General features: G+C 35.9%; 17 protein-coding genes and 1 rRNA gene (1 of these 18 cut by a window edge). 13 read left to right on the plus strand and 5 right to left on the minus strand.

All coding sequences use genetic code 11. The features are described from left to right. Positions 1-3 precede the first annotated feature (3 nt). A complete protein-coding gene (gene mutY / locus F0362_RS02685; protein ID WP_000171373.1) occupies positions 4-1,101 on the plus strand; it encodes an A/G-specific adenine glycosylase in 1,098 nt (365 codons plus the stop codon). A gap of 35 nt (positions 1,102-1,136) precedes the next feature. On the opposite strand, the gene F0362_RS02690 is transcribed toward mutY, so the two are convergent. Further along, positions 1,137-1,361: a hypothetical protein gene (locus F0362_RS02690; RefSeq protein WP_000275433.1), complete on the minus strand. Its 225-nt coding sequence runs from the start codon at positions 1,359-1,361 to the stop codon at positions 1,137-1,139. 125 nt (positions 1,362-1,486) lie between these two features. Between F0362_RS02690 and F0362_RS02695 the strand changes: the two genes are divergently transcribed. The 4 genes from F0362_RS02695 (at position 1,487) to F0362_RS02710 (ending at position 4,837) form a co-directional block, all read left to right on the plus strand. Continuing rightward, positions 1,487-1,768, plus strand: coding sequence for a gamma-type small acid-soluble spore protein (locus F0362_RS02695; RefSeq protein ID WP_000039034.1), 282 nt, complete (start codon positions 1,487-1,489; stop codon positions 1,766-1,768). 188 nt (positions 1,769-1,956) lie between these two features. Continuing rightward, the gene (locus tag F0362_RS02700) at positions 1,957-2,217 is read left to right on the plus strand and encodes a YgaB family protein (protein ID WP_000651154.1); all 261 of its coding nucleotides are present in this window, start codon (positions 1,957-1,959) and stop codon (positions 2,215-2,217) included. 274 nt (positions 2,218-2,491) lie between these two features. After that, positions 2,492-3,022: a nucleoside tri-diphosphate phosphatase gene (locus tag F0362_RS02705; protein WP_000885402.1), complete on the plus strand. Its 531-nt coding sequence runs from the start codon at positions 2,492-2,494 to the stop codon at positions 3,020-3,022. 54 nt (positions 3,023-3,076) lie between these two features. After that, positions 3,077-4,837 (plus strand): ABC transporter ATP-binding protein, encoded by a 1,761-nt coding sequence (locus F0362_RS02710; protein WP_001161588.1) that lies wholly within the window; start codon positions 3,077-3,079, stop codon positions 4,835-4,837. Between the two features lie 13 nt (positions 4,838-4,850). Here the strand turns inward: F0362_RS02710 and F0362_RS02715 are convergent, their stop codons facing one another. The 3 genes from F0362_RS02715 to hemL form a co-directional block, all read right to left on the minus strand. After that, entirely contained in the window at positions 4,851-5,939 is a 1,089-nt protein-coding gene (locus tag F0362_RS02715) for an aromatic acid exporter family protein (RefSeq protein ID WP_000765783.1), read from the minus strand. A 414-nt stretch (positions 5,940-6,353) separates the two neighbouring features. Continuing rightward, complete coding sequence (locus F0362_RS02720; RefSeq protein ID WP_149889634.1) at positions 6,354-10,790, minus strand: glutamate synthase-related protein; 4,437 nt, start codon at positions 10,788-10,790, stop codon at positions 6,354-6,356. Positions 10,791-10,988: 198 nt separating this feature from the next. Then, positions 10,989-12,287, minus strand: coding sequence for a glutamate-1-semialdehyde-2,1-aminomutase (gene hemL / locus F0362_RS02725; RefSeq protein WP_001011872.1), 1,299 nt, complete (start codon positions 12,285-12,287; stop codon positions 10,989-10,991). 127 nt (positions 12,288-12,414) lie between these two features. Between hemL and F0362_RS02730 the strand changes: the two genes are divergently transcribed. The 7 genes from F0362_RS02730 (at position 12,415) to F0362_RS02760 (ending at position 17,316) form a co-directional block, all read left to right on the plus strand. Beyond that, complete coding sequence (locus F0362_RS02730) at positions 12,415-13,428, plus strand: ABC transporter ATP-binding protein (RefSeq protein ID WP_000843664.1); 1,014 nt, start codon at positions 12,415-12,417, stop codon at positions 13,426-13,428. Next, positions 13,421-14,212: an ABC transporter permease gene (locus F0362_RS02735; RefSeq protein ID WP_000521521.1), complete on the plus strand. Its 792-nt coding sequence runs from the start codon at positions 13,421-13,423 to the stop codon at positions 14,210-14,212. The genes F0362_RS02730 and F0362_RS02735 overlap by 8 nt, the downstream gene beginning before the upstream one ends. 4 nt (positions 14,213-14,216) lie before the next feature. Next, a complete protein-coding gene (locus tag F0362_RS02740; RefSeq protein WP_000965746.1) occupies positions 14,217-15,002 on the plus strand; it encodes an ABC transporter permease in 786 nt (261 codons plus the stop codon). Positions 15,003-15,074: 72 nt separating this feature from the next. Further along, positions 15,075-15,479, plus strand: a complete 405-nt coding sequence (locus F0362_RS02745; protein ID WP_000964361.1) for a potassium channel family protein — start codon at positions 15,075-15,077, stop codon at positions 15,477-15,479. A gap of 44 nt (positions 15,480-15,523) precedes the next feature. Further along, complete coding sequence (bcp, locus tag F0362_RS02750; protein WP_000633719.1) at positions 15,524-15,979, plus strand: thioredoxin-dependent thiol peroxidase; 456 nt, start codon at positions 15,524-15,526, stop codon at positions 15,977-15,979. Between the two features lie 298 nt (positions 15,980-16,277). After that, positions 16,278-16,706: a peroxide-responsive transcriptional repressor PerR gene (gene perR, locus F0362_RS02755; protein WP_000237831.1), complete on the plus strand. Its 429-nt coding sequence runs from the start codon at positions 16,278-16,280 to the stop codon at positions 16,704-16,706. Positions 16,707-16,896: 190 nt separating this feature from the next. Next, complete coding sequence (locus tag F0362_RS02760) at positions 16,897-17,316, plus strand: GNAT family N-acetyltransferase (RefSeq protein WP_000860626.1); 420 nt, start codon at positions 16,897-16,899, stop codon at positions 17,314-17,316. A 195-nt stretch (positions 17,317-17,511) separates the two neighbouring features. Here F0362_RS02760 and F0362_RS02765 read toward each other — a convergent pair whose 3' ends face one another. After that, on the minus strand, positions 17,512-17,868 hold the full coding sequence (locus F0362_RS02765; protein ID WP_000025051.1) for a YgzB family protein: 357 nt from the start codon (positions 17,866-17,868) through the stop codon (positions 17,512-17,514). Positions 17,869-18,264: 396 nt separating this feature from the next. Here F0362_RS02765 and F0362_RS02770 point away from each other — a divergent pair. After that, a 16S ribosomal RNA gene (locus F0362_RS02770) occupies positions 18,265-18,591 on the plus strand; it runs 1,225 nt beyond the window's last position.

Raw genomic sequence — 18,591 nt, forward strand, 5'->3', positions numbered from 1 at the left:
AGTTTGACACTTGAAATATTAGAAAAATTTAACATAGAGCAGTTTCAAAATGATTTAATTGGTTGGTTTGAAAAAGAGCAACGCGACTTACCGTGGCGAAAAAATAAAGATCCATACCGTGTTTGGGTTTCGGAAATTATGTTACAGCAAACAAGGGTAGAAGCTGTAAAACCATATTACGCAAATTTTATGGGGAAGTTCCCTACGCTGGAAGCTTTAGCAAATGCTGATGATGAAGAAGTATTAAAAGCATGGGAAGGTTTAGGGTATTATTCTAGAGCACGAAATTTACACACGGCTGTAAAAGAGGTAAAAGAAGTATATGGCGGGATAGTACCGAGTGATGTAAAGAAAATTGAAAAATTAAAAGGAGTGGGACCATATACAAAAGGTGCAATTTTAAGTATCGCATATGGTATACCAGAGCCAGCAGTTGACGGAAATGTTATGCGCGTGTTATCCCGTATTTTATCAGTATGGGATGACATTGCAAAACCGAAAACTAGAAAAGTGTTTGAAGAGATTGTGCGGGAAATTATTTCAGCTGAAAATCCATCTTATTTTAATCAAGGTTTGATGGAATTAGGTGCACTAATTTGTATTCCTAAAAATCCAGCATGCTTACTTTGTCCTGTACGTGAGCATTGTAGGGGATATGCTGAAGGTGTTCAAAAAGAACTACCAGTAAAAAGTAAAGCGAAAGCTCCTACAATGGTACCGCTTGTTGCAGGAGTACTTCAAACTGAAGATGGTCGTTACGTTATTAATAAACGTCCAAGTAGCGGATTATTAGCTAATATGTGGGAGTTTCCGAATATTGAACTTGGCGAAGGGATTCGAAGTCAGAAAGAACAGCTTATAGATTATATGAAGGAAAAGTTTGAGCTTTCGATTTCTATTGATGAGTACGCAATGAATGTGCAACATACGTTTACGCATCGCACCTGGGATATATTCGTATTTTACGGAAAAGTAACTGGTGATATTGTTGAAACAGATACATTAAAGTTTGTATCGAAAGAAGCATTTGAGCAGTTACCTTTCTCTAAATCGCATCGTACGATTTATGAGAGTTGTGTTGAGAAAATTACAATGCAATAAACAAAAAAAGTGTTCCCTAGATTGGGAACACTTTTTTAATCGTAAGAAATTTTTGTCCCATGAGTCCAACTGGCATCACCTTCTTGTAAGCCACCTCTTGATTCAATTTCTACTACAATTTCTTTATAAATACTTTGACCTTCTGCGTTTAAATAGGGCAAAATCTGTTGTAATGAATGATGAAAATAAGCTAATTCATCTTCTTTCCATTCATTTTTTGAAATCATCGTTAGTTCAGTCATATCGCGTCCTATATACATATTTCCACCTCCGTACCCTATAGTTTGAATGAGTATTAAGAGATATATGCGGAAATTTTTCAACAGAAAATTACGGATAGTTTCTGGTTGAATTGGTTACATTATTGATTGTGGAGGTGAGAAAGATGAGTAAAAAACAACAAGGTTATAACAAGGCAACTTCTGGTGCTAGCATTCAAAGTACAAATGCTAGTTATGGTACAGAGTTTGCGACTGAAACAAATGTACAAGCAGTAAAACAAGCAAACGCACAATCAGAAGCAAAGAAAGCACAAGCTTCTGGTGCACAAAGTGCAAACGCTAGTTATGGTACAGAATTTGCAACTGAAACAGATGTGCATGCTGTGAAAAAACAAAATGCAAAATCAGCTGCAAAACAATCACAATCTTCTAGTTCAAACGAGTAATGAAAGAAAAACACTTCTCCAATTCGAGAGAAGTGTTTTCTTTGTGTGCGGGTCATTGTAATGAAAAGAAAGTGAACGACATAACTTCTAATAAGTCAACAAATGTAGTCAAAGGAGAAGGAAGTTAAAGATTAGAAATATGTAATTAGGAATAATAACTAATGAATAAATCTAAAAGGGGGTAAGTAATGAAGGATTTTGATAAGTTGGTAGGAGAGCAATTGGAAACGATGGATGAGCTGTTAAAATTGCAATCACACTTAGAGAAGTATCAGCAAATTGAAGTGAGTGAAAAGGATACGTGCGATAAAAAAGACTTACATTTTATTCGCCAAGAAATATATAGAACAGAAATAGCATTGAAACTATTACATGAAAAATTCGAAAAGCAAACGAATAGTGTGATTAAATCTTTTGAAACTGAAAAAATGATTTCAAATTTAGGATAAGATATGTTCTTACCTTCAGATGAAAAGTCCTTCTTAACATGAAAATAAGGAAGGGCTTTTTCTGTTATTATTTCCTTATTTATAAATGAGTCAGGAAAAGCCTCAGTAGGGATATGGTATTCAACAATAAACATGCAGTGTAAAAAATAGAGTCTTGTCGCTTTAGTTTTAAAATTTCGACAAAAAAGTTATAATAGAAAAAAAGTGAATGCAGTTCAAAGGATAGTTGATTTAATTTAAGAAGGGCATTTGCAGTTGAAAGAAGGGAGCATATATGGCATTTCCCAAAGAAGGAGAAAAAGTACAAATACATAGTTATAAACATAATGGCTCCATTCATAGAATGTGGGAAGAGACAACGATTTTAAAAGGGACACAGAGTCTTGTAATTGGAGCGAATGATCGAACAATAGTTACAGAATCAGATGGCCGAACATGGGTTACTCGGGAACCTGCAATTTGTTATTTTCATGCAAACTATTGGTTTAATGTGATTGGGATGCTAAGAGAAGAGGGCGTATATTATTATTGTAATTTAAGTTCTCCTTTTGCATATGATTCAGAAGCATTAAAGTATATTGATTATGATTTAGATATTAAAGTGTATCCAGATATGACATATACACTGTTAGATGAAGATGAGTATGAAAAGCATAGTCAAATCATGCAATATCCACCTGTTATTGATACAATTTTAAAGCGAAATGTAGCACATTTAACGCAGTGGATTCATCAAAGAAAAGGTCCATTTGCACCAGATTTCGTAGATATGTGGTATGAGAGATATTTAATGTACAGAAATTAAAACAAACCTGCAGGGGATTTCCCGGCAGGTTTGTCCTATTAGAGGGGGGATTATGTGCAAGGTATAAAAAGATATTTAAAATTTGTTAAACCATATAGATGGCTTATTGCTATTACAATTGTTATCGGTCTAGTTAAGTTCGGTATCCCGCTTATTATGCCATGGTTATTAAAGTATATTATCGACGATGTAATCCAAGGTGGGGGTTCACTTCAAGATAAAACGTCCCAATTAATAACGGCGATTGGGATAGCCTTTTTTATTTTTGCAGTATTAAGGCCACCGATTGAATATTATCGTCAATATTTCGCGCAACGTATCGCGAATACAATACTATATGATTTGCGGAAACATATTTTTGGTCACTTGCAAAAATTGAGCTTGCGTTATTATTCGAATACAAAAACAGGAGAGCTTATTTCACGTGTAATCCATGATGTAGAGCAAACGAAGGATTTTGTAATTACCGGTTTAATGAATGTTTGGCTAGATACTGCGACAATTGCGATTGCTATTATTGTTATGTTTTCTATGAACATAAAGTTAACGTTTGTTGCTTTATTGATTTTACCTATTTATGTTGTTGCGGTGAAATATTTTTTCGGACGTCTTCGAAAATTGACGAAAGAACGTTCACAAGCGTTAGCAACTATGCAAGGTTATTTACATGAACGTATTCAAGGAATGCAAGTGACGCGTAGCTTTGCATTAGAAGAGTATGAGGGTAAGCAGTTTGAAAAAAGAAATAATGAATTTTTAACGAAAGCATTAACGCATACAAGTTGGACGGCGAGAACATTTTCGGCAGTAAATACTTTAACTGATTTAGGCCCGTTACTTGTCATTGGTTTTGCAGCATATGAAGTAATTCAAGGTCAGTTAACGCTAGGGACTATGGTAGCTTTTGTTGGTTATATGGATAGTTTATATAGTCCGCTTCGCCGCCTTGTTAATTCATCTACAACATTAACGCAATCTTTCGCCTCGATGGATCGAGTGTTTGAACTGTTAGATGAAAAGTACGATATTGTTAATGTGCCAAATGCGGTACAAGCGAAAAAATTAAATGGAGAAATTGTATTTGATAATGTGTCTTTTCGTTATAATGCAGATGAAAAAGAGATATTACATAACTTGTCATTAACTATGCGGCCAGGAGAGAAGGTAGCACTTGTAGGAGCGAGTGGGGGAGGAAAGTCATCTCTTGCTAGTTTAATTCCGCGTTTCTATGATGTTTCGGAAGGGTCAGTTTATGTAGATGGGATAGATGTAAGAAAGTATGATATGAGAAATTTACGTAGCCATATTGGAATTGTACTGCAAGATAATTTATTATTTAGCGATACAATCGGAGCTAATATTTTATATGGAAATCCGAAAGCTAAAGAGACAGAAGTGATTGCAGCAGCCAAAGCCGCGCAAATTCATGATTTTATTATAGAGTTACCAGATGGTTACAATACTGTTGTTGGAGAACGTGGTGTGAAGTTATCTGGTGGGCAAAGGCAACGTGTAGCAATTGCGCGAGTATTTCTAAAGAATCCATCGTTACTTATATTAGATGAAGCAACTTCTGCTTTAGATTTAGAAAACGAACGGTATATTCAAGAGGCACTTCAAACGTTAGCTGCTGATCGGACGACGATTATAATTGCACATCGATTAGCAACGATTACGCATGTTGATACAATTATTTACATTGAAGATGGTGAAATTAAAGAAACAGGTTCTCATGAAGAGTTAATGAAAAAAAGGGGATTCTATTACAATTTATATCAACTTCAAAATATAACAGAAACAGCTCCTTTAGCGTAAAAGGAGCTGTTTTTTATTCGTCTTCTTTTTTATCGTCGATTTGGAGTTCTGTTTCTGGTTTATGGTATGTGTAGAAGCTATCCACAAGTAAATCTAAATGCTCTACTTCTTCACTATAATTAATAATTGAAGAAATAAGAGGGAATAGATGTAACCATGTTTTATATGCTTCCTCATCATCTTTGTTTTGATACTCCATAAAGATATCAATTAATTCTTGTTTACCTGTTTCAACTTCATCAAGCATCTCAACGGATTGTTGTTTCTTTGCTTTACCAATAAATTTTAATAAAACTTGTTCATGATAATGCGTTAATGAGTCAAGTTCGTTTTGAATAGATTCCTGAAATTCTTCTGGCATATAGCGCAGTTCATTTTCAGTGCGATGTAATGATTTTAACGTACTTAAAGCACGGCTTGTCGTCGCTAACATTTGTCTGAATAAAACGAGCTTACGAATTTTTGCGAACTGTACTTTTTTCGTGTAGCTTCTTTCTTCTTTATACAGCAAATAGTAATGGTTTAGTTTGATCATTTTTTCTTTCATACGATCAATATCAGTTTTTAACGTTGTAAAGTCAGAAGCTTGCCTGCTATTCATTCGAATCCATTTCACAATTTCCTCTGTATTATCAACGATACGATGATAAAGCTTTGTTTCGTATTTTGGCGGCATAAACACTAAATTTACAACTGAAGCCGCAATAATTCCGATCATAATCGTCGCAAAGCGAAGTAAGGCAAAACTAAAGAAATCTTCGCCTTGATACTCCATAATGGCGATAACTGTTACTAAAGCAATTGATATTGTGTTTTCTAATCGTAATTGTAATGTAAGAGCAATTACTAATATACATGTTAATCCAATAATAAAAGGATTATGTCCAAAAGCAGTAGCAAATACGATAGCGAATACCGCACCAATTACGTTTGCTTGAATTTGTTCAAGTGCAGTTAAATATGAACGATATACAGACGGTTGAACAGCGAATATAGCTGAGATTCCCGCAAATACCGGACTCGGTAAGTGAAGTAAAATACAAGCAAATAAAGCTAATGTGATGGCAATACCCGTTTTTAAAATGCGAGCACCAAGTTTCATACCCTTAATAAGATCCTTTCTCTTGTCATAATGAATGTACAACATGATACTATACATTCATTACAATATGTTAGCAAGTGATATTTTAGTGATATAAAAAAAGAAATTAAGATTCATTTATCCCGCTATTTGCGGGCAGTAGAACTCCTACCTCAAAGTTCGGCTAGAGCAAAGGAGTTAGGTGGGAGTCGGGCTGCCCGTAAATGCCCGATTGGTGTGGGCTCATAATCAGTGGGGGATAAACAAAACCACCATTGATTAAAGTTTCACTTTATAATTTTTTCCTAATTCTTTTTAAACATTAATTTTTAGTAAAAAAACCTGCTGAATTTCAGCAGGTTTCAAATTGTTACTATAGATTACTATGAGAAGTATACTTCGTCAATTTTTTATTGAAAATAAAAATGGTATATATCACTCAGTTGAGATAGATGGATCAGCCTGCTCCTTTTTCGGGATAATTTCAAAAAATTGCTGCTGCATATCATCTAGTAACGGGGTTAACAAAGCAACTTCCTCATATTGCTCATGCTCATTTAATACACGAATATAATCTAGCAATAGTTCAGTTACATCTTGCACACCATTTTTACTAATTGATTGTAATGTAACATTTGCACCTTTTGCGATTCTTCTTTTTAAGGCTTTTTCTGTTAAACCTAAGTTTGAATCATGACGTAAATAAACAACACCACCAGTCATACCAGCACAGATCCATGGACCAGGATCTCCTAAAACAAGAGCCCGCCCATTTGTCATATATTCAAAAGCGAAACCTTTAATATTCGAGTATGATCCTATATTTCCTTGCTCTTTTTCACGGAGTGGTTTTGTCATTCTCCCTCCAATTATCATGTCTGCTCCAGAAAGGCGAATACCAGCACGAGCGTCGGCGTTACCTTGCACGTATAATGCACCTTTTTGTGCACCATATCCAAATCCTTTTCCGACAGACCCATTATAATATGTTCCATTTTTACCTTTTGCTTTCGTTATATAAATGCCACCGCCAAATGAAGTTTTGCCAATGCCATCTTGTGCGCCGCCATTTACGTGTATAAATAAGTTTTCACTATTGTAAGCGCCTAATCCATTTCCAGGAACAGAGCCATTTGTATACTTTAATGTAAGTGGTTCAAGCTTTGTATCTTCATATAATTTACTACGAACGCGATAACAAGATTCTAAACCGCCCATGACTCGTTGCTCTACGCCAACTCCTACTAATTCTTTTGAGTGAGGAGAATGCACTGTTTCAAATTGTTTTTCTTCCACAGATACTCTTGTTGTAACAGTTGAATTTTCTATCGTTTGTAGTAAATTACATAACTCTAACAAATCTTGACTTCGAACTTGTTCTAATAAATCGGAACGCCCGACAATTTCTTGTAAATTTGTATAACCGAGTTGCCCTGTTAACCGTTTTAATTCTAAACCGAAAGTGGTGAATAAATTTAATAGGCCAGCAACTGCGCTTTCTAATTCGCGCGGGACGAAGCGGCGTAATCCATGTTCTTTCGCTTGTGCTTCAGATTCAATTTGTGTTGCAATTCCAACGTGGCAAGTATCTAGATGACAACCACGGCAAGTTGTACAGCCGATGGCAATCATTGATAATGTACCAAACCCAATACGGTTTGCTCCAAGAAGCATGATTTTTAAGGCATCATTTACACTTCGAATACCACCATCTGCCCAAATTTCTACTTTATGTCTCATACCTGCTTCTAGTAGAGCGTTGTGAGCAGCTTTAACACCGATTTCTACTGGAAGACCTACATGTTGTAATGCATGAATACGTGCAGCCCCTGTTCCGCCGTCAAATCCGCTAATGTTAATAAAATCAGCGCCAGCTTTAGCGATACCGACAGCAATTGTTCCAATGTTAGGAACGACAGGGACTTTTACGGCTACTTTTGCAAGTTGATTAGCCGTTTTAATTTCTGTAATCATTTGAGCTAAATCTTCAATCGAATAAATATCATGGTTGTTAGAAGGCGAAATTAAATCTGATCCAATTGTAGCGTTACGTGCCTCAGCAATTTTTGCGGTTACTTTAGAACCTGGTAAATGTCCGCCTTCGCCAGGTTTTGCGCCTTGACCGATTTTTATTTCAATTAAATTTGATGAATTTAGTAGTTCAGCGTTTACTCCAAATCGGCCAGATGCAACTTGTTGTCCACGTGTATTTGGGTATTTGCCAATCATATCTTTAATTTCGCCGCCTTCACCGTTCAAACTAATCATATTTAGCTGATCGGCAGCTTCTGCATATGCACGAAAGGCAATTTCATTTTGAGAACCGAATGACATGGAACTAATAATAAACGGTAAATCATGATTTTGAATGCTAATAGACACTTCTTCAGCCGGAACGACATGCTTTGTTTGTTTCGTTTGAACAAGGTGTCTGATTGCAATCGGATTATTGTCTTCTAATTCACTTAACTTTTCGCGGTAATCATCATAAGAATTTCCTTTTGCAACATCACCAATTGCTTTCCAAATCCGTGGGAATATATGAAATGATTTTCGCATTCTAATTTTAGGGTTGTTATAATCATTTGCCCGCGATTTCGCATCTTTAGCAAGCGATTCAAGTGAAAAAGCTAAATCATTTGAACCGAAGAAATTCGTAATTTGTAATATATTTGCGATTTCCTCATGTAATCCGATAGAGGAATAGAGGCGGCCGTAACCACGTAACTCATGAATTCCAATTGTTGAAATGACTTTCTCTAGTCCTTTATTAAGTGCATTATACAGATTCATAATTGGTGTTTTTGATCCATCATTTACGGTCGCGAACAATAAATATGGATTAATACTGTCTGCTCCTAATCCATATAGTGTGACGATATCGTGTAAGGAACGAAGGGCACCAGAACGTATAACGAGAGAACAGTTTCTGCGTAATTTATTTTCACTTAATACTTGATGTACTTTAGCGGTAACTAAATGTGGATCCATCCATAACTGTTCATTTAGATGAGCTTTTGCGTCATCTAATAATAGTAGGGAAGCACCATTGTTAACGGCAGCTATCGCTTCGGAACTAATTCGATTTAATGCGCATTGTAAAGTTTCTAACGGACTGAAGGTGGCAGAAATTGTAGCGATAGAACTATGTGTAACGAACAACTGTATAAGTTGTTCGTATGTAATTGTGTGCAATTCCTCTGCGATAGATTGTGCAACACTTCCTTCTAAAATAATTGGTGAAAGCATCTCAACTACAAATGGCTGTTTAGCGCCGCTTAATAAACTTGGACGCTCTCCAAGTATCGTCCGTGTGGAGAAGTGTTCGACCTCTCGATCGCGATCGATTGCTGGATTTGTAACAACGGCTACACTTTCCTTAATAAAGTCAGCAATATTTCGTCTATCCGTATCGAGTGCAGCAAGTGGCGAGTCATGACCAAGTGACCGAATTGGCTCAACTCCTTTTGTTGCCATCTGTTCAAGGAGCTGAATATGCTCTCGATCCCACCCGAAAGAAACGTACTGTTTCGTTTCAACTTGAACAGAATCACATAATCCTTGGATTTCTTTCGCTTCAGGGATAGATAAGTTTAAATGATAATTGTTAACATCGATTCGTTTTTGGAAACGATTATATACTTCAATTTGGTATTTGTCGTATTCATAAAGAACAAGTTCATCTTGTTCATTCCATTTTAATCCGACCTTTTCTCCAGGAGCGAGTGGTTTCGGTTCTTCTACATATTCGGTTGGTGATACAACTCCAGGTTCAGAAGAGAAAATATAAGAGCTTTCTGTTTCTACTTTCCATACTGGTCGTAGGCCAAGGGAATCGACGCTGAATACAGCTTCATCTTTATAGCGTGAAATAATGCCAGCTGGTCCTTGTGCGAAATGTCCCCAAGCTTCTCTTATATAAGTGTATAAGTTTTGTAAGTTTGTTTCGTATAGTTTTATTTCATTAATAATTGGTGGGAATAGTATATCCATCGCTTCAAATAAGCTGTAGTTATATTGAACAAGAAGAGTCTCTAAGGTGCGGTTTAAATCTTGGGAGTCACTTCCCCCTGCCGTTAGTGGTACATGAATCATTTCGGCTTGATCACGTAATTTGGCAATTGTATTAATTTCACCATTATGTCCGAGAATGCTAAATGGTTGTACACGAAAAAAATTAGATAATGTATTAGTAGAATAGCGATTATGTCCTAATGTCATAGTTGAAGCGATAAGTGGGTGTTGTAAATCGTTGTAATAGGCAACAAGTGTATCTCCAGCACCTAGAACTTTATATACAACATGATCACGACTTAATGAAGCAACGTGAATCGCTTCGTTTTCCTCTATTTTTATCGTTACAGCAAATAATGTTTGCTCAATACTTTTAACTTCATTTTCAGAGATAAGGGCAACTTGCCAAAATAAAGGTTCTTCCTGTTTACCAAGTGGACCGAGTGCATCGGAATTTATTACATCATCACTTTCGAAAATAATAGTAAAGTTTTCATTGTTTAATTGCGTACGAATGTAATTTTTTAAGTCAACAATATTTTCTTTTTTGTTTAGAAAAAAATGTCCAACGATAAAGTGGGGATGATCCACAATCGTTGGATTATATCCGCTACTTTTCAATTTTTCGTTCCAAAGTACTTTTGGTACATCAATATGGATTCCAATACCATCGCCTTCGCCATTGATGAAACCAGCTCTATGGTTCATTTTGATTAGTGATTGTATACAAAGGTCGATATTTTCTTTTGTAGGAATTTTTCTTTTTTCCATAACGGAAACGATTCCACACGCATCATGTTCTGCATTTTTATAATCTCGAAATAAAGACGGTGTCCATGTATTTTTTTTATTGAGCATCCGTCAATCCCCCCTCTTTTAAAAGATTGAATAATCTTACTATTTAAGGTATAAATCACCTTGTACACAGAGATAATAACGATCTAAAAGAATATAAAACAGATAATTATGAATAATTATACTATTAATGCGGGATTTATGAAATAGAAAAAAGGAAAAAAGAAAGGTAACCTTTCTTTTTTCCTTGTAATGACAGTATTATTTATTGTCTGCTAAAGCAGCAAATGCTCTTCCAACAGCTTCGATTGTATATTCGATATCTTCTTGTGTATGTTCTGTCGTTAAGAACCATGCTTCATATTTAGATGGTGCTAAATTAATACCTTCTTGGAGCATAAGTTTGAAGAATCTACCGAACATTTCACCATCTGTATTTTTGGCTGCATCGTAATCTTCAATTGTATTTGTCGTGAAGTATACAGTTAATGCACCCTTTAGGCGGTTTACTGTAATATCGATATTATGTTTTGTAGCTTGCTCTAAAATTCCTTTTTCAAGCATTGCGCCAAGTTCATCTAATTTCTCGTATACGCCTTCTTGTTGAAGAACTTCTAGACAAGCGATACCAGATGCCATAGAAGCAGGATTTCCTGCCATTGTACCAGCTTGATATGCAGGTCCAAGCGGGGCAACTTGTTCCATAATTTCTTTCTTACCACCGTAAGCGCCAATTGGAAGTCCGCCGCCGATAACTTTACCAAGTGCAGTTAAGTCTGGTGTTACGCCAAGTAAGTCTTGAGCACCACCGTACATAAAGCGGAAAGCAGTAATAACTTCATCATAAATTACTAATGCACCAGCTTCATGGACAAGCTCATTTACTTTCTCAAGGAATCCAGGTTTAGGCTCTACAATACCGAAGTTTCCAACGATTGGCTCTACAAGGATAGCTGCTACTTCATGTCCCCATTTATCTAACGCTTCTTTTAAAGTTTCTACATTATTAAAGGGAACGGTAATAACCTCTTGTGCAATACTTTGTGGCACACCAGCTGAATCAGGAGTTCCAAGAGTAGAAGGGCCAGAACCAGCTGCTACAAGTACTAAATCGGAATGACCGTGGTAACAACCAGCAAATTTCATAATTTTTGTGCGACCAGTGTAAGCGCGGGCAACACGAATGGTTGTCATAACGGATTCTGTACCAGAGTTTACGAAGCGGACTTTATCTAATGCAGGCATTGCCTCTTTTAACATTTTTGCAAATTTTACTTCTAGTGCTGTTGGCGTTCCGTATAGTACACCATTTTCAGCAGCTGTTGTAATTGCTTTTGTTATATGGGGGTGAGCATGTCCAGTAATAATAGGACCGTATGCTGCTAAATAATCGATATATTTATTTCCATCTACATCCCAGAAATAAGCACCTTTTCCACGTTCCATTGCAACGGGAGAACCGCCTCCAACTGCTTTGAAAGAACGAGAAGGACTATTAACACCACCAACGATATGTTCTAAAGCTTCTTTATGTAATGCTTCTGATTTCGTGAAATTCACTACAATTCATCTCCTTACAAAAATCTATGTATTATTCTAACATGTTTTTAGAAAAGACGTATTGTTTGTGATAGAAGGAGCAGTTGGGTAAACTATTCGTTGTGACATTTAGGAAGGGGGTCCGATTATGAAATCGGTAATTGAGGTACAAGGGTTACGTAAAGAGTTTACAGCCTATTCAAGTCGTCCGGGATTAAAGGGTGCATTTCGCGATTTATTAAATCGTAATTATAAAATAGTACCAGCAGTAAATGATGTGTCTTTTACTGTGAAGCAAGGTGAAATGGTTGGTTATATTGGTGAGAATGGTGCTGGTAAATCAACGACGATTAAAATGCTTACAGGGATTTTGACTCCGACTTCAGGGCAAATCACGGTGAACGGAATGAATCCACATAAACAAAGAGAAGAATTTGTGAGAACAATTGGTGTTGTTTTTGGTCAGCGCTCTCAGCTTTGGTGGGATATTGCGGTACAAGAATCGTTTCGTTTATTGAAGAAAGTGTACGGTGTTTCAGACACTCAGTATAAGGAACATATGGAGCACGTAATCGAAACGTTAGATATTGGTCCTTTATTAGATAAGCCTGTCCGAAAGTTATCTCTTGGCCAAAGGATGCGCTGTGAATTAGCGGCAGCATTAATTCATAATCCACCGTTACTATTTTTAGATGAGCCAACAATAGGGCTAGATGTTCTTGTGAAATTGAAAATACGTGAATTCTTAAAAGAGATGAATGAACGTTATAAAACAACAATTTTATTAACAACACATGATATTACTGACATTGAAGCTTTATGTGAGCGCGTTATCATGCTGGATGAAGGAAATATTATGTATGACGGTTCTTTAAATAACCTTCGCACACAGTGGGGAGCAGAGAAGGAAATCCATTTTCAATTTGTCGCTCCAGTTTCTTATCAGATGTTATCGATGGTTATGCCAGATAGTCAAGTCGTTTGGTCAAAAGCGAAAGAGGAAAATGCGTGGGTTGCAAAAATACCGAACGAAGAAATTATTATTTCAATGCTTATTTCTAAAGTAGTACAAGCTTTTCAAATTAAAGATTTAAAAATTAACGAAGTGTCTACAGAGGAAATAATTCGTAACATTTATGAAGAAGGTATTAAGCATGGGTAAGTATATTGAAATGATTCGCATTCGCTTTTTAATGATGCTTGCTTATCGTACAAATTATTACAGCGGGATTTTAATTTATACGATTAATATCGGTGCGTATTATTTTTTATGGCAAGCGATTTATAGCGGGAAAGAGAATATTGAAAGTTTATCTATTTCGCAAATGACTACGTATATTGCGATCGCATGGATGGCACGTGCTTTTTATTTCAATAATATCGATAGAGAAATTGCGATGGAGATTCAAGAAGGGCGTGTGGCGGTAGAACTAATTCGTCCATATAACTATTTAGGAATGAAAGTTATGCAAGGTCTTGGCGAAGGGATATTTCGTTTTGCGTTCTTTTCAATCCCAGGTATGGTCATCGTTACTTTGTTATTTTCATTACAAATTACAACGAATTTTCAAACGTGGTTATATTTCTTCTTATCGTTAATATTTAGCTTTATCATTAATACACAAATAAACTTAATGACGGGAATGCTTACATTCTTCTTATTTAATAATAGTGGAATTATGTATGCAAAACGTGTTGTGATTGATTTATTTTCTGGTTTATTATTACCGATTAGTTTTTATCCATTATGGGCCCAAAAAGCAATGGTGTTTTTACCGTTTCAAGCAATTAGTTATATTCCGAGTATGATTTTCTCTGAAGGTATACAGGGAAGTGAGTTATATGAAGCTTTGTTATTTCAAGTAATTTGGGCAATTATACTTATTATTCCAATTGTACTCATGTGGAAAACGGCGAGAAAACGTCTAATTGTACAAGGGGGATGATAGGATGCTATATATAAAATTATTTTTGCAATACGCAAGCCAATATATAAAAACTAAATTAGAGTATCGAGGCGATTTTATCGTCGGATTACTTTCGGATTTATCACTACAAGCGGTTAATTTAATCTTTATTCTCGTAGTATTTGGGCATACACAAGCATTAAAAGGATGGAGCCGAGAAGAAGTCATCTTTATTTATGGTTTCTTTTTAGTACCGTTTGCCATTTTTTCAGCATTCTTTAACATATGGGACTTTAATGATCGTTACATTATTAAAGGTGAAATGGATCGTGTATTGACGAGACCAATTCATAGCTTATTTCAAATTATATTAGAAAGAATGGAACTTGAATCTTTAATTGGAGCGGTTACAGGAATTATTGTAATGGGATACGCAGCAGTAGAACTAAATTTATCCTTTTACTGGTATGATTTCTTCCTATTCTTACTGATGGTAGGAGGAGGAGCGCTTGTGTACGGCGGGATATTTGTTACGCTTGCGAGCCTTGGTTTTTGGTCGGATGCGAAAAGTTCCATTATGCCGCTTATGTATAACATAGGTAATTACGGCCGCTATCCTGTTAATATTTATAACCGTGTAATTCGTTTCATTTTAACGTTTGTTTTACCATTTGCATTTGTTGGAGTATACCCAGCGGCGTACTTCTTAAGAAAAACAGAGTGGAATAGCTATGCATTTGCAACGCCAATTGTTGGTGTCATTTGCTTTACTATTGCAATTACTCTCTGGAATCAAGGGGTAAAACGATATCGTGGTGCGGGGAATTAATTATAGAAGCTTGTTCGTTTCAAAGGGATAAATCAGCCGCCCATCTCATACATATAAAATGAGGTGGAGGACATGTTATGGGGATTTATTCTATTAACTGCAGCAGTAGCTATTTTAAGAAGTGTCCAATTATTATGGAGTTCGTATTCAGATTCAAAACGTTTCTTTTCGTTATATAATTTAGCCTCGTTATTTTTAATTTATACAACAGTACTGATTGCATTTGGATTAAGTTATGTTGTATTAGAGGAAATGGGTTTTACAGTTTTGAAAGAAGATGGTGAAAGGTTGACCGCTCATTCTTTTCAGCTTGTTGAAATTTGTTTATATTTTAGTGCAGTCACTTTATTGTCCGTTGGATATGGTGATATAGCTCCGATTGGAATAGGGAGATGGATTGCAATCGGAGAAGCACTAATTGGATATACATTACCGTTTGCTTTTGTGATGAGGTCTGTAATAGACAATGAAAAATAAGATCGCATTTGATATAGTAAAAGAAACAATAAGGAGTGATAATAATGATTACAGTAGGAGAAATGGCACCGGAATTCACGTTAGAAGGAAGTAACGGAGAACAAGTTCGCTTAGCTGACTTTCGCGGGAAAAATGTAGTTCTATATTTTTATCCGAAAGATATGACTCCAGGGTGTACAACAGAAGCATGCGATTTTCGTGATGCATATGGATTATTTCAAGAGAAGGATACGGTTATCCTTGGTGTAAGCCCTGACTCAGCGAATAGACATTTGAAATTCATTGAGAAGCATGAACTTCCATTTACACTTTTAGTAGATGAAGATCATAAAGTGGCAGAATTGTACGATGTTTGGAAATTGAAAAAGAACTTCGGGAAAGAGTATATGGGAATCGAACGCTCGACATTTCTTATTAATAAAGACGGTGAACTTGTAAAAGAGTGGCGTAAGGTAAAAGTAAAAGGGCATACCGAGGACGTTCTTTCTTATATAAAGTAAACCTATAGTGGAGGTAAAATATATAGAAGTAAGGCAAGTGTCTATACATATTTTATCGTCTTACATAAAGTGGAAGTGTAGGGCATACCTCCTCAGATGATAGTATTCCAAGTGCGATTATGTCGCACTTTTTTCTATGTAAATGTATAGAAACTGGGGAAAGATACATAAGAATAAGGCTATATACAAAAATAAACCACATACTTATAGTAGAAATATTGACGATTTATAAGAAAAGGAGTACACTCTTTATAAGAATTATAAAATAATAATCCGTATAGAATCGGGGTGCATGACGGTGGTCAAAGAAGAATTAAAAGAAGCGCTAGAAATGCTGAAAAATACGGGTGTACGCATTACTCCACAGCGTCATGCTATTTTAGAGTACCTTGTGGAATCTATGACGCACCCAACAGCGGATGACATTTATAAAGCATTAGAAGGTAAGTTTCCAAATATGAGTGTTGCAACTGTTTATAATAACTTACGTGTATTTAAAGAAGTTGGACTTGTAAAGGAATTAACTTATGGAGACGCTTCAAGTAGATTTGATTATGTTACAAGTCAACATTATCATGTGATTTGTGAAAAATGTGGTAAGATTGTTGATTTTCCTTATGGAGGATTGGAACAGCTTGAAGAGGAAGCTGCGAAAACGACAGGCTTCGTTATTAATAGTCATCGCTTAGAAATTTATGGCGTTTGTCCAGAGTGTCATAAGGCGTAATATATAATAAAAAAAGAGGCTGACGGTTACGTCAGCCTCTTTTTTTATTATATAAAGGTATCTTATGTTTATTTGGAATTACAGTGTTAAGTGGAAAGGCCATGGGAGCAAGTTAAGTTAGTAAGAGGGTTAGATAAAACTGCGTCGAATAGATTTTATGTAGTGAAAATAACATCTTGGGGGATGCGCTTTGAAAACATATGAGATTAAAAATAACATTCCAACATTGGAAGAATACAAGTATTTATGTGACTCTGTCGGGTGGACTAATTATATGAATTTTGAAGTGGTGGAAACATCACTTCAAAATTCTATTTACTGCGTCACAGTCAATGATAATAATCGAATTGTGGGTATGGGGAGAATTGTTGGTGATGGGGCTATCTATTTCTATATTCAAGATATAGTGGTTCATCCAGATTATCAAAAGAATGGTATTGGAAAGAAAATAATGAGTGCTTTAGTTGAATACTTAAATCAGACTGCACCGGATAAAGCGTTTGTTGGTTTGTTTGCATCAGAAGGTAAAACGTCATTCTATGAAAAATATAATTTTAAAGATTACTCACCCAACATGACGGGGATGTTTACTGTAATATCGAAAAAATAGACATAATAAATTTTAGAAGAAGACAGTAAGCGATATGAAAGGCATCGTTTTTCTAATAGCCTTTTTCCTTATTAAACTAACGGGAACTTTAGTTTAATAAGGAAAAATTAAAAAGTCGATTTCTTGGTTAAGAAATCGACTTTTTAATGAGTTGAAACTTCTTTAGCTTTGTAAATAGAACTGTACCCTATATCCCTATAATTTATAGCTCTTCTTATTATATTTCTCATCAAATTCTTTTCCTTCTAGATTTCGATCAAGTGTTAAAGGTTGATTGCAATGCATACATGCGTCGACGCGACCGAGCATTTTTGTTGGTTTATCGCAGCTTGGACAAATGATTTGTATAGTCTTTGTAGATAACATACCAATCCAAAAGTAAACGACAGTACTAGCGATAACAGCTAAAAAACCAACCATCATAAATGTTGTCATAATAATAATGTTGTCGCGGAAAAAGACACCTAAGTATGCAATGAAGAGGCCGATAAATACTAAACTTAGTGCAAAGGTCCGAATCTTATTGATTTTGTTTGAATATTTAATGCTCATTCTCACCACACTCCTATAATAATAATATAACACAAAATTTAGAATTTTCATTCGCTAGAGATTATGTTAAAGCGATAAGATATGAAATAAGGAGGAATGAAGAACGAACGGAAATAATAAGGGTTATCAAAGGTTTTTTAACTCCTTAACGGGATGTGAAATTTTTTTATAAAAAGTATTGACCCTATATATACTGCGTGATATATTAATAAACGTCGCTGATGCGGAAACGCAGAAAATGACAAAAAAGAAATTGAAAAACTTAGTTGACATCGAATAACGAAGATGTTAATATAAGGAAGTCGCAAATGAGCGACCAAGTAGTTCTTTGAAAACTGAACGAAACAAACAACGTGAAACGTCAATTTTTATTTTTAGATGCTAGACAAACTAACTTTATTGGAGAGTTTGATCCTGGCTCAGGATGAACGCTGGCGGCGTGCCTAATACATGCAAGTCGAGCGAATGGATTGAGAGCTTGCTCTCAAGAAGTTAGCGGCGGACGGGTGAGTAACACGTGGGTAACCTGCCCATAAGACTGGGATAACTCCGGGAAACCGGGGCTAATACCGGATAACATTTTGAACTGCATGGTTCGAAATTGAAAGGCGGCTTCGGCTGTCACTTATGGATGGACCCGCGTCGCATTAGCTAGTTGGTGAGGTAACGGCTCACCAAGGCAACGATGCGTAGCCGACCTGAGAGGGTGATCGGCCACACTGG

The sequence above is a fragment of the Bacillus sp. BS98 genome (assembly GCF_008432245.1).
GTDB classification, from domain to species: Bacteria; Bacillota; Bacilli; order Bacillales; family Bacillaceae_G; genus Bacillus_A; species Bacillus_A toyonensis.

Coding starts and splice junctions, on each gene's coding strand:
- F0362_RS02765 (WP_000025051.1), bottom strand. CDS start 17,868: ATGAGCATTAAATATTCAAACAAAATCAATAAGATTCGGACCTTTGCA.
- F0362_RS02720 (WP_149889634.1), bottom strand. CDS start 10,790: ATGCTCAATAAAAAAAATACATGGACACCGTCTTTATTTCGAGATTAT.
- F0362_RS02700 (WP_000651154.1), top strand. CDS start 1,957: ATGAAGGATTTTGATAAGTTGGTAGGAGAGCAATTGGAAACGATGGAT.
- F0362_RS02695 (WP_000039034.1), top strand. CDS start 1,487: ATGAGTAAAAAACAACAAGGTTATAACAAGGCAACTTCTGGTGCTAGC.
- F0362_RS02705 (WP_000885402.1), top strand. CDS start 2,492: ATGGCATTTCCCAAAGAAGGAGAAAAAGTACAAATACATAGTTATAAA.
- F0362_RS02730 (WP_000843664.1), top strand. CDS start 12,415: ATGAAATCGGTAATTGAGGTACAAGGGTTACGTAAAGAGTTTACAGCC.
- bcp (WP_000633719.1), top strand. CDS start 15,524: ATGATTACAGTAGGAGAAATGGCACCGGAATTCACGTTAGAAGGAAGT.
- F0362_RS02690 (WP_000275433.1), bottom strand. CDS start 1,361: ATGTATATAGGACGCGATATGACTGAACTAACGATGATTTCAAAAAAT.
- F0362_RS02735 (WP_000521521.1), top strand. CDS start 13,421: ATGGGTAAGTATATTGAAATGATTCGCATTCGCTTTTTAATGATGCTT.
- F0362_RS02715 (WP_000765783.1), bottom strand. CDS start 5,939: ATGAAACTTGGTGCTCGCATTTTAAAAACGGGTATTGCCATCACATTA.
- F0362_RS02745 (WP_000964361.1), top strand. CDS start 15,075: ATGTTATGGGGATTTATTCTATTAACTGCAGCAGTAGCTATTTTAAGA.
- F0362_RS02740 (WP_000965746.1), top strand. CDS start 14,217: ATGCTATATATAAAATTATTTTTGCAATACGCAAGCCAATATATAAAA.